This is a genomic window from Mycolicibacterium tusciae (assembly GCF_002086795.1).
Classification (GTDB): Bacteria; Actinomycetota; Actinomycetes; order Mycobacteriales; family Mycobacteriaceae; genus Mycobacterium; species Mycobacterium tusciae.
Map to the genome: position 1 here is coordinate 505,721 of NZ_MVIM01000001.1, position 16,855 is coordinate 522,575.

Below are 16,855 nucleotides of genomic sequence, written 5' to 3' on the forward strand. Positions count from 1 at the left end.
CTCGCCGTTGCGCAAGCGTGACGAACCGGTGACCGAATTGCGAAGGCGGGCCTGGGCTTCGAATCGCCTTATCAGCCCTACGATCTCTAATTGACAAGGTTGTAATTTCAACAGGAATCGGAAGCCATGCGTGGGGTTGTTCGGTGTTTTCTTGCCGCAGTCGTGACGACTGCGAGCGTCATTGCGGGGCCGACCGCCTCCAGCTCGGCGGCCAGCCAGTCGTATCGACCCGCGATCGCGTCGGTGCTGCCCGCAACAGATGCGGTAGTGGGTATCGCCCATCCCGTCGTGGTGACGTTCAAGACGCCGGTTGCCGACCGGCGGGCAGCCGAGCGCACCCTCAAGATCAAGTCGACGCCTGCCATGACCGGCAAGTACGAATGGCTGGAAAGCACTGTGGTGCAGTGGGTTCCGGACGGATTCTGGCCCGCGCGCAGCACAGTGTCGCTGACGATGCGCGGCGGTCTGGCCACCACGACCTTTAGGACCGGGCCCGCCGTCATCGGCGTCGCCAACATCTCGGACCACACCTTCACCGTCACGATCGACGGCGTCGACGCACCTCAACTTCCCTCGCCCCACCACCGGCCCCGCTGGGGAGAACCGGGCGTGTTCCCCGCCTCGATGGGTAGGGAGAAGTATCCGACGCCTGTCGGCACCTTCGCCGTTATGGGCAAGGAACGCGACGTGCAAATGGATTCGAGCAGCGTCGGCATCCCCGTCGACTCCCCCGACGGCTATCTGCTCGACGTGGAATATGCCGTCCGCTTCACCCAGCGCGGCCTCTTCGTGCATTCAGCGCCGTGGGCCGTCAATTCAATGGGCTACGAGAATGTCAGCCACGGCTGTATCGGATTGAGTACCGAGGACGCCGAGTGGTACTTCAACACTGTCAACGTCGGTGATCCGATCATTGTGCGGGAGAACAGCATCGAAGTTCCTCGGACGATATCCGGCTGACGAGTCTGCGCGTTCGAATTGTCGTAGGCGCACCAACACCCGGGTAACTCCTCCACCGCGAGGACCTGTCGGCGCGTAGTGCTCGGGGCCGCAGCACGCTTGACCCGCGAGATGGATTCTGAAGCGTCACATGACAATCGACAACCACTGCCTACCAGTGGATTCATACACACAGGCGGTGCACCCATGCATTCAGGTGAGCATGCAAAACAACGACCCGCCCCCACTCGGTGGGGGCGGGTCGTCGCGGAACAGCAGAGTCAGTGCCCGGTGGGGCCAGGCGCGATTGGCTGACCGGCCACCGGCGCTCCGGACGGCGCCGGACCGGTCGACTCACCCTTACCGCCGGCCGCACCGCCCATGGTGGTCAGCGGCGCAAGTGGAGCACCCGCCGCAATCGGCGCCCCGATCGGAGCGAGCGGCACCGGTGGAACCAATGGCGGAACCAAAGGGGGTACCAGCGGCGGGGGGACGATCGGCGGAACCAGCGGTGGGGGAACTATCGGCGGCGCCAGCGGTGGCCCGGGGAGGGCCATCGGTACCCCCGCCATCTCGGTGACTGGAGCGCACGCGGGCGCTGCGGCACCTGCGGGTGCTGCGGGAGCCGGGCCGGCCTCACCTGCCGACGTCTGGAGGCATTCGTAGCCGCCAGCTGCCGCAATGCCGGGGCTCAACGCAATAGCGACGCCACACAACCCCCCGACAGCAATTACTTTGAGGTCGAATCGATCAAAGATCGCCATCGCCCATCGACTCCTTTATTCGCACTCTGACATTCCGCATTCACGTGGTGCAGCACAACCCGCGCCGTACCAGGGCCGTCGTTGGACGACCTCGTCAATTATCTGTACGAATTACAACAGTGGGACACGCCGCACCGCACCGTATCCAAATGGTGACGTAGTACTTCCAAACGGTGATGTTCCGCGTTGCTGGGCACCGGAATTACTGCGCCCGTTGAGGTTTGGCCACCGATATCGAGATGCAGTGGTGATCAGTCTGTGCCCGAAATGTGTCCTGCCGCCAGCAAGCGACAGGCAGGCGTTTCAAAGCCACACGCGCGGGCATCTCTGTGGGATCGAGCGCGAAAGGAGCTCAAACCATGACAGTTGAATCCAAACCCGCCGCGGAGGCGTCGACTGGCGAGTTGTTGAGTCAGTTGTCGGCGCAGACTTCGCGGTTGGTCCGCGATGAGTTGCGGTTGGCGCAAAAGGAATTTCAAGAGTCAGCAAAGCATGCCGGTATCGGTGCCGGGCTCTTCAGCCTCGCAGGTTTGCTGGCCCTCCTGGGCTTCATGACCCTGATCGCCGCGGCTGTGGCCGCGCTGGCGCTGGTTCTGCCGGTGTGGGCCGCAGCGGTCATCGTCGCAGCACTGCTGTTCGTCGTCGCTGGCGTCGCGGCTCTGGTCGGTCGACGCGAGGCGCGTGAGGTCACCCCGGCAGCGCCGAAGACGGTCGAAACCGTGAAAGCCGACATCGAGGAAGTGAAGGAAGCACGCCATGGCCGCACCTAACCCCAATCGTCCCGAGCCAGGTCCCGACGCGGGCATCGAGGACATCGAGGCTGATGCCGAACAGACCCGCAAGGAGCTTGGCGAAACCGTCGAGGCCCTGGCCGACAAGCTTGACGTCAAGGGACGCGTCAAAGACAAAGCTTCAGAGACCAAGGAACAGGTGGTCGAGAGGGCCGACGCCGTGCGGCACACCGTCACCGACAATCCGAAGCGAACGGTGCCGATCGCCGCGGTCGCACTGGTCGGGGTGCTCGCGGTGGGAATCGTGATCTGGCGGCGGCGCCACTAGTTGCGCGTGTCGGGCACCTCAGGCGCCGGCACCTCGGCCCGCCACCGTGCGCGGCGGTGTTCGTCGTCCTGCTCCCACCATGGCGGAGAGCCGCGCTCACCCAATGCAACCTTCGCGGCCTGCACACCCGCCCGGGCCGCGGATTCCTCTGTGGTTCCCTTGGTTCGGCGCACCTCGCGGCGCCAGGCCATCAGAATCTGCACCAGCTCGGCCCGCCGCCCTTCCGGTATCAGCGGGACGGTTGCTCGCCACCGGCGCCCGTTGATGACGATGTAGCGCCCGTCGTCGGTGATCCCCGGTTCGCCCACCTGGCGATCGTATGGTTTCGGGCCTGGTGGCGGTTCGTCACGGCGGCTGCGCCGCGGAGCGAAGTGGTGGTGGTCCCGACTGGGATCGAACCAGTGACCTTCCGCGTGTGAGGCGGACGCTCTCCCCCTGAGCTACGAGACCGGGGAGCTCGACCGAAGGTCGAACGAGGTCGAAGATTAGCACGGTCGCGGCTTTCGGCCCGAATTCGTTTTTCGCAATGGGCGTTTCCGCATTTCGCCGTTCGCCGCCCCCTCTCGCGTTGCCGGGCTATCGTCGCGCCGTGGCTCGACCTGGCAGACGTCCGACCTCCGCAGTTGCCAGTGCGGTCGCCTTGCTCGTCCTTTCCGGGTGCGCCAACTCCCCCAGCCCTGAGCCCACAAGCTCCCCTTCGGTGGCGGCCAAGGCGTCCGTGCCGCGGTCCACGCCGCCGACGTCGACGGCCAAGCCCAAGCCGGTGGACCGAGAGGTGTCCGGGTTCACCGGGTTCATCTCCCCGACCGGCAATGTCGCCTGCATGATCGTCATGGACCTGGCCCGCTGCGACATCATCGACCGCGACTGGTCGCCGCCGCCGCGCCCCGCGGATTGCGAGTTCGACTACGGACAAGGGATCGAGATCATCGCCGGCCAGCCGGCGGCGTTCGTTTGCGCCGGCGACACCGCCTTCGGCCCCGACGAGGTGCTGCCGTACGGCGATGCGATCACCGCGGGCCCGTTGCAGTGCGAAAGCGCGAACTCCGGTATCACGTGTCGCGACGCCGACACCGGACATGGCTTCACTATCGCACTCAAGGCCTACCAGCTGTTTTGACCCAGGCCACGTGCGTATGTGGGGGCGATACGGCGTTGTCGACCGGTAATCCGTTGGCGTTCGGCCACAAGATCGTTGCGGTTCAATCAAGTGCTCGAGCGCCCCGTCGGGCATCACCTGCTGGGATTTTCAGTACGGCGGAGAGTTCTCGCTGTCCCGCGAGGCCTAACATCTGGTTGACACAAACGGTTTCGAAGCAAGGGATTTGTGGTGTCTTGCTCGGGTCGACTATTGTCGTCCTTCGCGACGGGCGGCACGCCGTTCGTGGCGTGCGGATGTAGCGCAGTTGGTAGCGCATCACCTTGCCAAGGTGAGGGTCGCGGGTTCGAATCCCGTCATCCGCTCGAAGGGTGCAGTGGCATCAACCCCCGCGGTGGAGTGGCCGAGTGGTGAGGCAACGGCCTGCAAAGCCGTGCACACGGGTTCGATTCCCGTCTCCACCTCCGACGAGGTTCCCGGCGCGATTAGCTCAGCGGGAGAGCGCTTCCCTGACACGGAAGAGGTCACTGGTTCAATCCCAGTATCGCGCACCAGTATTACCGCAGTTCAAGTCAGGTTTAGGCCGACTGCGATCTCGGGTCGCACCACATATGCACCACTTGAGGCGGCCCCCTAACCGACTTCTTCGCCCCGACGCAAACCGAACCTCCGGGCGGGATACGCGAAACGCGTTGATGGCATCACACGCCTCCCTCCGCTGGCGAGCGGTCGACGGTGGATCAGCGCCGGTACCGTCGGGTAGATGAAATATCTCGACGTCGGTGGAATCGGACGGGTCAGTCGGATCGGCCTTGGCACCTGGCAGTTCGGCTCACGCGAATGGGGCTACGGTGACAATTACGCCTCGGGTACCGCACGCGACATCGTGCAGCGCGCCCGCGCACTGGGGGTGACGCTGTTCGATACGGCCGAAATCTACGGCACGGGCAAGAGCGAGCGCATTCTCGGTGAAGCTCTCGGCGACGAGCGCACCGAGGTTGCTGTAGCCAGCAAGGTCTTCCCAATCGCGCCGTTCCCGCCAGTAATCAAACAGCGAGAGCGCGCCAGTGCACGGCGGTTACAGCTTAAGCGGATTCCTCTCTACCAGGTCCACCAGCCGAACCCGGTGGTCCCGGATTCGGTAATCATGCCGGGAATGCGAAGCCTGCTCGACAATGGCGACATCGGCGCAGCCGGTGTCTCGAATTATTCGCTTGCGCGATGGCAGAAGGCCGATGCGGCGCTCGGACAGCCGGTCATCGCAGCCGACATCGAGCTGAAGGCGGATTCGCGCGACGCACTGGCCGAGGCAGCCCGCGCGTTCCGGCCAGTGTCCACCGGACGCTTCCTTATCGATACGGTTCGCGAGAAGCTCCGTCGTCGGTGAACCGATGACCTATCGTCCTCAAAGACATCGCTTCGGCACGAGCGAAAGAAAAGAGGACAGAGCCTGTGGCCCTGGCCTGCGCCGCGGGAATCGAACCCACTGACGTGACCTGAGGAAATATCAAATCTGAATACGCGAAAGTACGCGAAATGACTTGCGGATACGCGAACGGTGTTGATGGCATCAACACGCGTAAGCCTTAACTTGTGAGCCCGAGGCGACCGAGCTTTCAGGGAGCAGCTACAACGGCTTGGTGACTGATTCAGCCGACAACCTCGCCGCCGCGATCCGCCAGCTTGTCAACGATGCGGTGCGAGCGGCGCTGCTAGCGCAACCTTTCGCGGAGCCTTCGCCTCCTGAGCCGCCGAAGGCCGTGGACGAGTGGCCTCCTGAGCGGATGCTCTACCCGCTCAATGAAATACAGCACATGCTCAGCATCAGCAGGTCGACGGTCTATCAACTTTTAGGCGATGGTCGACTCCGCAGCGTGACCATTGGTCGCCGCCGTTTCGTCACCGCTGCCGCCGTCAGCGCCTACATCGAAGGGCTCAAGTGAACAAACCGCCCGAGATCCCCGATCTAGGGACGCCAGCTGAGGTAGCGGAGTATCTACGCACCACCGTCGCCAACCTTGCCCAACTTCGATACACAGGCAGGGGACCGAAGTTCATCAAGGTTGGGCGACGAGTCCTCTACCGCTGGTCAGACATCGCAGATTGGCTGGACGGCAACACGTTGCAGCGGACCGACGATCCTCATGGCTAACACAAGTAGCCACCTCGCTGCTGGATGACAAACTTGCGGGTTCGACCACTTAACCCCCAGCGTCATTTCTGATGTCCGGGCTGGTCCGCCGGTATCCCGTCTTCGCACTGGGATGCCGTTATCCGAATATTGGGGGATGCTGCCGAACACGCCCGGATTGAAGTGCGTTGCTATCCCGGCATTCGCCGCACCATCGAATCGATTCGAAGGCGACCCGTCGGCTGAATCGGCTAGCGCTTCCGTGGTGCCGACGCTATCGGGGCGCTTGCGCCCGCCCTTTGCGAGAGCGACCAGTCAGGTCGATAGATTCGCCGAGTCCGGCATACGACATGTAGCGGCAATGGAATCATCGGTGTGTCCACTCGATAGGACGGGAGTCATCGAATGCGCGTCGCGCGCGGTGTGCAGATCTCACTGCTTGCGTTGTCGCTACTGCTTGTGGGCTACCTCGTCCTCCTGGCGTTCCGGCCGTATTCCAGACCTCCTGAGCCGTTTGACTGGTTCGGCAAGCCGGCCGACTGGCGGACAATCTTGATTGTCACCGCCGTGCTCGCGTTGCTCTGCATCGTCAGCTACCGCGTGCGTCAGAACCGGACCTCGGCGACGGTGCCTGTAGCGATAGTCGTGGGACTTTTCGCTGTCGGGTTCGTCCTCGGACTCGGCTCGTATTGGAACTGCAGCGGCGCAGTCAATCCAACCTTCTTCACCGCACTGCAATGGACAGTTTCTCTTGTCAAAGGTGGCTTAGACGAGAAGTCGCTGCGCGAAGGAGTCTGTCCGGTAAATCCGCCAGTGGCGTTGGACATCGCGCGTATGGCAATCCTGGCAGCATTCGCAGTCAGCATCGTGGGCGTAGCCACCTCAGTTTTCCGGCAGCAAGCCGATCGGTTTCGGGCCGGCTTCGCACGATCAGTCACCGCGGTGGTGGATGTTGATGACGATGCCCAGTCAATGGTGAACGCGATTGCGCGGACATCCGAAAGAAACAGCACGCTCGTTCTGATTACGACAACACCCGACAGCCCGGTAATTCAAGAGTGCCGGACTCTCGGTGCACGCGTTCTCCGAGCCGACTTTAACCGGCCAGAAACCGTCGGCATGCACCGCCTCTGGCGGCATCTTGACCGGCTCTATTTGTTGTCGTCGGACCCATCGTCGAATCTGAGTAGGTTGCGCGTTATCAATCACCGGTTGGCACAGGCCGGTCATAAGCGACGGCTCCCGCTCATCCTCCGGATTGATGACCCCTGGCTCGCGAAGGGGTGGAGGGCGGAGCAGCTTGGCGGCTCCGATACCCGTTGGGCCGCCGACGCCGTAGGAACATACGAAGTCACGGCACGCCGACTCATCGATCACATCGTCGAAATGAGGACCATCAGAAGAGTGTTCGTCTGCGGGAGTTCCCAACTCACGCTCGCGCTCTGCGCTGATATGGCGCGCAGGCAACTTGAGCATGATTTTCACCCTTCGGAGGAAGACCTCGATCTGCCGAGGCTGACATTGGTCACCGAAAGTGCGGAGGAATTCAGACACGATTATGAATTCCACGAAGCACGAAGAGGATTCGGGGAGAATCATTTACAGATCGAAGCGGTGGAGGAAGTACCCTCACAGGCAGTGTTGAGCCGGCTCATCCGCGACGATGAACGCAATAATGCGGTGATCTTCGTTGACTCAATTATAGGACCGACAACAGGTACCCGGTTGGCTGCTCGATTCCCAAACCTTCTTATTTATATGTGGGATTCGAAGGCAAGCGTCGCCGCGGAGGCTCTCCCGATTGTGGGAAAGCTCCACCATTACCGCTTGGGGATCGACCTACCTTCAGGGCAGGCTCACGACAACTGGGAGCGCGCTGCGATCCTGATCCACGAGCGTTTCGCCGCGTCGACCCGGCGTGATACCCCTGCAACTGTGCCCTGGGAAGCGCTAGACGACTTTTATCGAGACTCCAACCGGCGGCAAGTTCGCAATGCCCTCTGGATGGTGGAGCAGCTGGCGGGGCACACCTGGAATACCTGGGCGTCACCTCCCGACCAAATATCGCCTTCGGGGCTGCGGGATAAAACCCCGATAGAACAACTTCGCCTGCTTGGATTCGAGGACGACGCCTCCTACGCCATGGCGCGTGGTGAGTGGGAGAGTTGGCGTCGCTACTACATCAAGGCAGGCTGGAAGTACGGGCCTGAGCGGGACTACGGCAAAAAGATCCACGAAAAGCTAGTTGCCGATTGGGCCGCGACCAAGGCGGACCCGAAGCTACTCGAAGCTTCGTTGCGAAGCTTGTCCACTACGCTGATTCACCTGCGCGAGTTGGGATATCGGTCCCAACCTCTGTGGCGGCCCTATCGGCGCGTGGGAGTAGTTAGTGCAAAACGCCGTTGGACGCCGTGGACATGGCGGGCTTCGTCGGGCGATACGATGCGCGCCGGCCTGGGCGACTGGGAAGTTCACGACGCAGAGGGCGAAATCTGGTCGGTGCGAAATGACGTATTCCGGTCGTCATACCGCCGCGGAACAGCAACGGTTTGGGAGGCATGCGGAATCGTGCTAGCACGACCGGCGCGAACGGGCGAAACTATCGACACCCTGGAGGGGCCAGAACGTGCGAAAGAAGGCGATTGGATTATCCAAGGAGATGCTGGCGAGCAATGGCCCGTGACGACAGCGAAGTTCGAGAGCCGATACCAGGGGCCCGTCTCGTTCTCAGAACGGTATGAGGCTTTGCCGAGGGCTACTCGTTACTGATTTGATCGAGAATCGGCTCCCCTAGCGCTGCTAGAACCCGATCAATCGCGGCACGAACCTCGCCGATGAAATCCCCGACGGCGTCGCTGGTGATGGCGTCAGTCAACTGCCAACTTCTCCGAATCTCCACGCTTGGGCGTATGTGTAGCTGAGTTCCGGCGGGGCGGTCGTTCAGCCAGTCATCAAGGGATGGCAGGTCACTCTTATTCGCGTACGTCCGTTCCACAAGCCAATGCCGAAACTCGGGTGCTCTGAGCTGTTCCTTCGTTCGCCCACCAGCACGGCCGTCACGAAGATCGTCGGTCCATTGGCGCACATAGTCCGGCCCGGATATGTATCTGGGCGGATACCACCGTTGAGGTCCGTGGGCGAAGCGGAAAGCCAGGTGAAAGTTCGGATTGAGCGCCCACCCGTCGTCGTCGGCGAGGGCGATCAGTGCTTCTACCGTATCGGCGTCGGAATATAGCTTTTTGTATTGCGCTGCTAGCTCTGCGGGCGTCATGGTAAGTCGGACATGCGCGTCGTCGATCCAGAGGTTGGCCCGCTGAACGGTGATCACCTGGTCAGACGGGAACATCACGACGGCTCCCGCTGGATAGTTTTCCGTCGCGAGGTCTGTAGCTTCGGCAAGGATTGTCCCCAGCCGACGTAGCCTGCGTTGCGCACCTTCGCAGTCCCCAAGATTGGCCTGCTCATCATCTTCATCTGGAACGTCAGTTGACGGTATGGCGAACTTGTAGGCGAGAGACGTATCGATGTAATTGACCGTGTCATCGGATAGTCGCTGGATCCCAAACTGGTCTGCCACCGCCCGCGGTGTCGTTGCCGAATCGAAAGGGAGCCCGAGAGCAGAGGCCAGCGCTTGTATTTCGGAGCGGGGTACATCTGTAATGCCGCGTGGGCCAAGGGTTCTAGGGTGCGCTGGAGATGTACCGGGTAAGTAAAGGGTCTTGTCGCCCTTGCGCAGGCGGTCCTTAATCCGTGTGAGGCGCTTGGTCCGCACAGCTCGTCCGGTCGCCCGGGTGAGAATCTCTTCTACGTTCTTGCCCACGCGATGACCGCCAGAGGCTTTCACATAGATCCGATATGCGTGGTGCGCGAGGATCGGTCCCTCAGTCGCCACGATGTCGACAAGGCCGTCGATAATCTCTTCGATCGTGTCGTCCGCGACTTCGGTCAAGTGCCGTGGTTGCCATTCGACGTAGGGGGCCAGCACTGCCGGTTTCCGCAGTGGATCTTCTTCCGGGGGAGGACTGGGTGCCGGCAAAATCACGGGCGTCTTTCTGACGTCGCGTGTCAGCGTGCGGACGAGTCTGTCGAGAGCTTCGTCCCTCTTGTCGAGCCAATCGATCCACTGAATCGTGCCCAGGTAGTAGTTCAATTCGTCTGGCTCGACGTCGTCTAGGCGGAGCCAGTGGATCGGGATATGGGCGCGATCAGCCAGATCGACCTCTCGGTGAATATGCTTACTGGTGTCCGCTGAGGCATCGAATAGCAGGACAAGGGCGTCGCAGTTGCGAATCGCATTAGCGATTGCCTGGCCCCACACCGCCCCGGATGGGATGTCGCGCGGTGCGTACCAAGTGTCAATCTGATGCCGCGCCAAGTAGTTCGCGACGTGCGCAACCGTCTCGAGTCGGCTGTTGTGATAACTCAGAAACACCGCCATTGCTCACCCCCACGCGATCGGCTGGCTCGACGTCTATACATACCGACGGAGTCGCAAGATCGCAGCTAATCCCGCGAACCCGCTGGGTAGGTCGAAAGTCCGCGGTTATGTGTCGGGTGGACGCGATCTGCTACTCATCGGTGGATGGGCGAGTGCAGTGCAAATCAGGCGGCAGTAGGTCAATGCGACGCCGGCCCACCTGCGACGGGTGTGCCGCACGGTGCGGTCAACGGCGAGTTGCGGCAGCCTGGCGGAGGGTGGTGGAGGATCCCGCAGGTGGATAAGGCCTGCTTTCGGGCGCATCGTCGTGCGACGATAGCGTTGCCGTCGGTGTCGGCGGAAGGTGTGCCCCGTCGTGCCGCGATGAGTTTGTCTGTGAGGGAACGTGTCTGTCGGTGCCGCTCGGGCTGCAAATCCGCCTACCCGCGCGAATAACAACGCGTTTGATTTCGATGCTTTTCTGTCGTATAGCCGAGATGATGATGCGGTTGCTGATGGGATACAGAAAGGGCTGCACAAGATTGGTAGGCGGACGGGCCGTCTACATGCGCTGCGCGTGTTTCGCGACAAGACCGATCTGGCCGCCAGCCCAAACTTGTGGGGCCGGATCACCGATGCGCTGAATCGCTCCCGCTACTTGATCGCGGTGTTGTCACCACAGGCTGCAGATTCTGTATGGGTGAATAGAGAGTTGTCCTATTGGCTAAGCCAACGGGGGCCTGAGCACCTGCTAATCGTCCTCGCGAATGGCGAGCTTTGGTGGGACGAGGCCACTAGTCGCTTCGATCCCAATCGCTCCGACGCCGCGCCACCCGTATTCACCAAATCGAATACCCTGCCCGCCGAACCCTTGTATGTCGATGTCAGCGGGGATGCGCCCTGGGATCTCCACGCGCCAGCCTTCCGGGACAAAGTCACTGAAATCTCCGCACCGATCCACGGGACGTCAAAGTACGAACTAGCTAGCGACGACGTACGTGAGCAGCGGCGGTTTCGGCGGTTACGCCGAGTCGCGGTGCTCGGGCTTGTCCTGCTGACGGTTATGGCAATCGCCGCAGCGGGCGTTGCGTTTGTACAGCGACAGGAGGCGATACACCAGCGCAACGAGGCAGAAGCGCGGCGGCTCGTTTCGGAGGCTGAGGCGGCGCTGGCAGACATCCGCTCAGGAGGGGACGTACGCGCGTTCAATCAATTGCTTGCTGCTCGAGAGCTGACGGAAGTGCCCGACGACGGCGCGGTATTGACTGCACTATTCAAGCGACTTGAGACAATAAAGATTATCGAGACGCCCGCACCTGTGATAGGCGTGGCCTTCAGCCCTGACGGGCTACGGATCGCCTCTGCCGGCGACGACAACGCTATACGAATTTGGGGCGCAAGCACGGGCGAGGCCGCTTTGCCACCAATGATCGGCCACTCGGATCGCGTGACATGCGTGACGTTCAGCCCGGATGGTAACCGGGTCGCCTCTGGCAGCAAAGACGGCACTTTGCGCTTGTGGGATGCCGTCACCGGCCAACCAATCGGCATCCCCTTAACGCAGCCCGGCGGCCAAGTAGGCAGCGTGGCGTTCAGCCCTGACGGTCAGCAAATCGCCTCGACCGGCTTGGGAACGGTTCAACTATGGGATGCCAGCACCGGCAAGCCCGTCGGCAAGACCCTGACGGGTGATATGGGCACCGTGATGAGCGTGGCTTTCAGCCCTGACGGACACCTCGTCGCCTCCGGCAGTGCTGATAAGAAGGTGCATTTTTGGGATCGAGCTACTGGCGAGCCCGCCGGTGCGCCGATTACGGGCCACCCGGGGACAGTGGAGAGCATCGCCTTCAGCCCCGACAGCAAGCGGATCGTCTCCGCCAGTTCAAACTCCATCCATCGATGGGACACTGGGACGAGGGAACCGATCGGCGACCCAATGTTCGGACATACGAACGCGGTCTTCGGCATCGCCATCAGTCCAGACGGAACACAGATCGCCTCCGCTAGCGCCGATAGCACTATCCGTCTTTGGGACGCCGAGACGGGGAAAGCGATCGGGCGACCGCTTACAGGCCACACCGATTCGGTCTACGGGGTCGCATTCAGTCCCGAAGGGAACCGAGTGGTATCTGGGAGTACTGACAAGACAGTGCGGTTGTGGGATACGAAGATCGGGCAGCCGTTCAACGGCCACATGGATTCCGTCGCCAGCGTCGCCTTCAGTCCCGATGGCAAGCGCATCGTGTCTGGGAGTGCCGACAACACCGTACGGCGATGGGACCCGATCACTGGCACGCCGATCGGCCGACCGATGATTGGCCACACAGATGTAGTTAGGACCGTGGCCTTCAGCCCAGACGGCAGGCAGATCGCGTCCGGTAGCGAGGACAACACTCTGCGGTTGTGGAACGCCGATACCGGCCAACCTATCGGTCCGCCCCTGTTGGGCCATACGGGTGAGGTGTATAGCGTGGCGTTCAGCCCCGACGGCAGGCAACTTGTTTCTGGCAGTGATGACAAGACCCTGCGCCTGTGGGATGTCTCGACAGGCGCACCGTTCGGCGAACCGATGGTCGGGCACACGGATTCCGTCAATAGCACCGCATTTAGCCCTGACGGCCATCGCATCGTGTCAGCTAGCAGCGACGAGAACCTCCGGTTGTGGAACGCCGCGACTGGCCAGGCAATCGGCGAACCACTAACCGGGCACTCGGAAGCGGTGCTGGGCGTCGCCTTTAGCCCGGACGGCACCCAGATTGCGTCTGGCAGCATCGATAAGACCGTGCGGTTGTGGAACGCCTACACGGGGAGGCCAATCGGCGAACCACTGACGGGGCACACGGATACAGTGTGGAGCGTCGCATTCAGTCCGGATGGCCAGCGCATCGCCTCCGCCAGTTACGACAAGACGGTGCGCTTGTGGGATGCACGGTCGGAGAGACCATTTGGAGACCCGCTTACGGGCCACTCAGGAAGAGTAGTGAACGTCGCTTTCAGCCCCGACGGTCGCAAAGTTGCTTCAGCCAGCCTTGATCGCACGGTACGACTATGGCCTGCGTACGCGGACTCTCGGGCCTTGTGTAACAAACTCACTGCCAACATGAGCCCGCAACAGTGGCGCGCTTGGGTTTCGCCCGATATCGACTACTTCAAGGTTTGCCCGGACCTACCCATCGCGGCCGATTCGGTCCGATGATCGCCAGCGCATGCCGCCGCTCTGCACCTTCGGTACAGCTTATTTTTCTCTGCGCCGTAGGCCGTACCGTCCCACCGCCGACGTATGCGGATGCTGGCCATGAGGCGAAGGCTGCACCGAGGTTCTTGACGTGGATCTTGACGTAGAAAGCCCAGGCTTGGGATTCCGTCCCTGTGCCAGCGTCAATCGCCCGTTCATCGGTCCGCTGAAAAGTATTGCAATCCAACCATTCCAAGACATCAGACCAACGGTAGAGCACCCTCCTGCCAAGCTTGATGAACTTCGGGCCAGTCCCCGGCAATGACCCTGTGCGAGAGCAGTGGTCGTGGTTCGCAGGTACTCAGCCACCTCTACGGGCCCATCCCGTGAAGCTCGCAGTCAGCAGGCTTGCTGTTGCCCTGACAGTCATGGCGATAGCAGCAGTTGGAACACCCACCATCGCCGCTCAGGCCGACCCGGTGACTACCACCGCCGAAGTGCTCCGGGTGGTGGACGGCGATACGGTTGACATCCGCGACGATCTTCGCGGACGGCTGCGCATCCGGGTGTTGGGCATCGACACCCCGGAGACCAAGAAGCCGGGATACACCGTCGGGTGTTGGGGACCCGAGGCGACCTCATTCGCCCAGGCGAACCTGGTGGGCCAGCGGGTTGCGCTCGTGACTGACCCGACTCAGGATCGGACCGATCGCTATGGCCGCACCCTGGCCTATCTCGTCCGGGCGGACGGCTGGGACTATTCAGTGGAGGCAGCGCGGGCGGGAACGGCGCGCTCGTACGTCTACGACCGGCCCGTGAGCCGCCACGGCGCGATACAGGCAGCTGAGGTAGAGGCCAGAATTGCCGGCCGTGGGCTGTGGGGGCCACCGTGTTTCGGCAACACGGAATCGGTACGCAGGTGAATCTTCTATCCACCAAGCGCGGTGGACTTCGCACAAAAGGTGCCGTAGCCGGGTGGCTCGAACTGTCGTGGCGCTCACCAGCTCCAAACCAGGTCGCCGTTCGGGCCTGCCGTGCACGTCGCGATCCCGTCAGTCTGCGCGACACGTGCGCGCGCACCAGGCTCGGTGCACACCGTCCCGAGCTGGACGGCGGGCCGTCTCTGGTGGGTTAGGTCTCTCCACGCACCCGTCAGGGCGCTGCAGACCAAAGTTCCATCGGCTGAGACGTTTCCGTACTCCGCCGCAGTGCACGGCATGCCCTCGTACGGCGCGGTCGCCGCCGCAGCCGTTGTCGTCGCCTCGGTGCGCATCTCCGTGGGCACCGACGTGGAGGTCTCGGCCGTCGTCGTCACAAGCGGCGGCGGCGGCGCGACGCTTGATGTGGTCACAGGCACAGTTGTCGTCGTCAACGTCGTGCTGACGGCCGGCGCCGCGGGCTCATCATTCCCACCGCGGGTCGCGTACACGCCGAGCACCGTCCCCGCCAACGCCAGGGCCGCCACCGACGCCACGATGATCGGGACCGTCCGGGACTTCGGCCGCGATGCTGCCTTCGCCTCGCCCTTCCGCATCAGGGTCGGCGCGTCCGGCTCTACGGCACCGCTGTGAGGCAATGTCGCCGCAGCCAGCGTCTGAGCGGAGGCTGGATACCGCACCCCGCCGCCTGCCGCCGCCTGCAGCGCGGCGACGAACTCGGCGCAGGACTGGTACCGGTCGTCGGGGTTCTTCGCCAACACCAGCTCGAAGACGGCGTCCATCGCCTTCGGTAGGCGCGGGTTAATCGCGCTGATGGACGGCACCGCCTTGGTCAGGTGCGCGGACATCGTCGAGGCGATCGAAGTTCCCGTGAACGGCGGCTGCCCGGCGTGCAAGTGGAACGCGGTGCAGCCCAGCGAGTAAATGTCCGAGCGGTTGTCGACCACCTCGCCCTCGATCGCCTCGGGACTGATGTACTGCATCGTCCCGATGGTCATCCCGGTGGACGTTAGCGAGGTCGACTCACCAGCCGCCTTGGCGATGCCGAAGTCCGCGAGCTTCACTGATTCGATCTGCGGCGGCCCGCCGTCGGACTCGTCGATGCCTATTAGCATGTTCGCCGGCTTCACGTCACGGTGTGTGACGCGCTGCTTCCGCCAGGCGTAGTCCAGCGCCGCGGAGGCGGCGCTGACCAGCTGCACCGCCAGGTCGGGGTCGAGGGGGCCGTCGGCCCTAAGTAGCTCCGAGGCGTCGGTGCCCTCGATGTACTCCATCGTGATCCACAGCCGGTCCTCGAACTCACCGCGGTCATGCAGCGTCACGATATTCGGGTGACTCAGCTGCGCGAGTAGGTCGGCCTCGCGCTGGAACCGGGCCTTGAAGTCGTCGCTGCGGGAGACCCCGGCATCAAGCAGCTTGAGCGCGTCCCGCCGAGGCAGACGCGGGTGCTGCACGAGGAACACCTGCCCCATACCGCCGGCGCCGAGCTGACGGATGACGCGGTACCCGGCGATCTCGGCGATTTCCACGGGTGTGAGTCTGGCAGGCGAGCGGCGACGCTTCCTGCGTTCTCGCGTGCGGTGGTGGCTCCAGGCCTAACAGCGAGGCGTCAGTGCCCGCGCCGCGACGACGGTGCCCGCCGAGCACCTCGAGTGCGTCTCTAGACAGAAAGCGCCTGGTCGCTGGCCAGATAGCGGTACACGGTGGCGCGAGAGACACCCAGCATCTTGGCGATGTCGGCCGCGTTGATGCCCTTTTGCCGCACACTACGCGCCTTCGCGGCGGCGGCGGCGTCGTCGATCTTGCGGGGTCGCCCGCCCTTGCGCCCGTTGGCTGCGGCAGCGGCCAGTCCGGCTCGGGTGCGCTCAACCATGGTGTCCCGCTCCAACTCGCGAAGGCAGCCATGACGGTCCGCATCGCCTTGCCCATCGCCCCCTCGGTATGAAAATACTCGGTGATGCTGCGGAAGCCGATGCCCCGCGACATGAGGTCGTCGACCACGGTCAGGACGTGTTGGGCGTTTCGCCCGAGGCGGTCGAGTTTCCAGACGGTGAGCACGTCGCCTTCGCGGAGATGATCGAGGCAAGCATCGAGACCCCGTCGAGCCGAGGTCGAGCCGGAGACACCTTGGTGGCGAAAGGCGCGATCTACTCCGACCTGGCGCAGCGCGTCGAGTTGCAGCGCCATGTTCTGGTCGGCGGTCGAGCAGGTTATGAGACGGGTTCTCTAGACAGCCCGCACCAGGCCGTCGGTGCAGGTCGCCGAATATGGCGTCGCCGGTACGCCTAGGTCGCAACAACACATCGTTTTCGAGACGGCGCTCACGCTGCTCT

General features: G+C 62.8%; 15 protein-coding genes, 4 tRNA genes and 1 pseudogene. 13 read left to right on the forward strand and 7 right to left on the reverse strand.

The window, feature by feature from the left end:
* The first annotated feature begins 126 nt into the window (after positions 1-126).
* The gene (locus tag BST47_RS02460) at positions 127-960 is read left to right on the forward strand and encodes a L,D-transpeptidase (RefSeq protein ID WP_083123591.1); all 834 of its coding nucleotides are present in this window, start codon (positions 127-129) and stop codon (positions 958-960) included.
* 260 nt (positions 961-1,220) lie between these two features.
* Here the strand turns inward: BST47_RS02460 and BST47_RS02465 are convergent, their stop codons facing one another.
* Positions 1,221-1,703: a hypothetical protein gene (locus BST47_RS02465; protein WP_083123592.1), complete on the reverse strand. Its 483-nt coding sequence runs from the start codon at positions 1,701-1,703 to the stop codon at positions 1,221-1,223.
* A 359-nt stretch (positions 1,704-2,062) separates the two neighbouring features.
* Between BST47_RS02465 and BST47_RS02470 the strand changes: the two genes are divergently transcribed.
* Together BST47_RS02470 and BST47_RS02475 are read left to right on the forward strand one after the other, a co-directional pair.
* On the forward strand, positions 2,063-2,473 hold the full coding sequence (locus tag BST47_RS02470) for a phage holin family protein (RefSeq protein WP_083123593.1): 411 nt from the start codon (positions 2,063-2,065) through the stop codon (positions 2,471-2,473).
* A complete protein-coding gene (locus tag BST47_RS02475) occupies positions 2,460-2,762 on the forward strand; it encodes a DUF3618 domain-containing protein (protein ID WP_083123594.1) in 303 nt (100 codons plus the stop codon). Before BST47_RS02470 ends, BST47_RS02475 begins: the two co-directional genes overlap by 14 nt.
* Here BST47_RS02475 and BST47_RS02480 read toward each other — a convergent pair.
* Together BST47_RS02480 and BST47_RS02485 are read right to left on the reverse strand one after the other, a co-directional pair.
* Positions 2,759-3,070, reverse strand: coding sequence for a hypothetical protein (locus tag BST47_RS02480; RefSeq protein WP_083123595.1), 312 nt, complete (start codon positions 3,068-3,070; stop codon positions 2,759-2,761). The genes BST47_RS02475 and BST47_RS02480 overlap by 4 nt on opposite strands.
* A 67-nt stretch (positions 3,071-3,137) precedes the next feature.
* A tRNA-Val gene (locus BST47_RS02485) sits at positions 3,138-3,212 on the reverse strand.
* A 373-nt stretch (positions 3,213-3,585) separates the two neighbouring features.
* Between BST47_RS02485 and BST47_RS02490 the strand changes: the two genes are divergently transcribed.
* The 8 genes from BST47_RS02490 to BST47_RS02525 all read left to right on the forward strand — a co-directional run bounded on the left by BST47_RS02490 (position 3,586) and on the right by BST47_RS02525 (position 8,761).
* Positions 3,586-3,882 carry a DUF6636 domain-containing protein gene (locus tag BST47_RS02490; protein ID WP_234809559.1) on the forward strand — a complete coding sequence of 99 codons (297 nt, stop codon included), beginning with the start codon at positions 3,586-3,588 and terminating at the stop codon, positions 3,880-3,882.
* A gap of 271 nt (positions 3,883-4,153) precedes the next feature.
* A tRNA-Gly gene (locus BST47_RS02495) sits at positions 4,154-4,226 on the forward strand.
* A gap of 28 nt (positions 4,227-4,254) precedes the next feature.
* A tRNA-Cys gene (locus BST47_RS02500) sits at positions 4,255-4,325 on the forward strand.
* A 15-nt stretch (positions 4,326-4,340) separates the two neighbouring features.
* Positions 4,341-4,415, forward strand: a tRNA-Val gene (locus BST47_RS02505).
* Between the two features lie 209 nt (positions 4,416-4,624).
* Complete coding sequence (locus BST47_RS02510) at positions 4,625-5,248, forward strand: aldo/keto reductase (RefSeq protein WP_083123596.1); 624 nt, start codon at positions 4,625-4,627, stop codon at positions 5,246-5,248.
* 253 nt (positions 5,249-5,501) lie between these two features.
* Positions 5,502-5,804, forward strand: coding sequence for a helix-turn-helix domain-containing protein (locus BST47_RS30960; protein WP_234809547.1), 303 nt, complete (start codon positions 5,502-5,504; stop codon positions 5,802-5,804).
* The gene (locus BST47_RS02520) at positions 5,801-6,013 is read left to right on the forward strand and encodes a helix-turn-helix transcriptional regulator (RefSeq protein WP_107528816.1); all 213 of its coding nucleotides are present in this window, start codon (positions 5,801-5,803) and stop codon (positions 6,011-6,013) included. Before BST47_RS30960 ends, BST47_RS02520 begins: the two co-directional genes overlap by 4 nt.
* A 384-nt stretch (positions 6,014-6,397) precedes the next feature.
* Positions 6,398-8,761 carry a hypothetical protein gene (locus BST47_RS02525; RefSeq protein WP_083123597.1) on the forward strand — a complete coding sequence of 788 codons (2,364 nt, stop codon included), beginning with the start codon at positions 6,398-6,400 and terminating at the stop codon, positions 8,759-8,761.
* Here BST47_RS02525 and BST47_RS02530 read toward each other — a convergent pair.
* Positions 8,748-10,430: a toll/interleukin-1 receptor domain-containing protein gene (locus BST47_RS02530; protein WP_083123598.1), complete on the reverse strand. Its 1,683-nt coding sequence runs from the start codon at positions 10,428-10,430 to the stop codon at positions 8,748-8,750. The two genes, BST47_RS02525 and BST47_RS02530, sit on opposite strands and share 14 nt — an antisense overlap.
* Before the next feature lie 385 nt (positions 10,431-10,815).
* On the opposite strand from BST47_RS02530, the gene BST47_RS02535 reads away from it, so the two are divergent.
* Positions 10,816-13,605 (forward strand): TIR domain-containing protein, encoded by a 2,790-nt coding sequence (locus BST47_RS02535; RefSeq protein WP_083123599.1) that lies wholly within the window; start codon positions 10,816-10,818, stop codon positions 13,603-13,605.
* Positions 13,606-14,012: 407 nt separating this feature from the next.
* Complete coding sequence (locus BST47_RS02545) at positions 14,013-14,507, forward strand: thermonuclease family protein (protein WP_083123600.1); 495 nt, start codon at positions 14,013-14,015, stop codon at positions 14,505-14,507.
* A gap of 74 nt (positions 14,508-14,581) precedes the next feature.
* On the opposite strand, the gene BST47_RS02550 is transcribed toward BST47_RS02545, so the two are convergent.
* From BST47_RS02550 to BST47_RS30975, 3 genes and pseudogenes are all read right to left on the reverse strand, one after another.
* A complete protein-coding gene (locus BST47_RS02550) occupies positions 14,582-16,051 on the reverse strand; it encodes a serine/threonine-protein kinase (protein WP_083123601.1) in 1,470 nt (489 codons plus the stop codon).
* Positions 16,052-16,182: 131 nt separating this feature from the next.
* Positions 16,183-16,395 (reverse strand): helix-turn-helix domain-containing protein, encoded by a 213-nt coding sequence (locus tag BST47_RS30970; protein ID WP_234809548.1) that lies wholly within the window; start codon positions 16,393-16,395, stop codon positions 16,183-16,185.
* A 71-nt stretch (positions 16,396-16,466) separates the two neighbouring features.
* Positions 16,467-16,709 (reverse strand): annotated as a pseudogene (locus BST47_RS30975) (recombinase family protein); the annotation flags it as partial.
* Between the last annotated feature and the right edge of the window lie 146 nt (positions 16,710-16,855).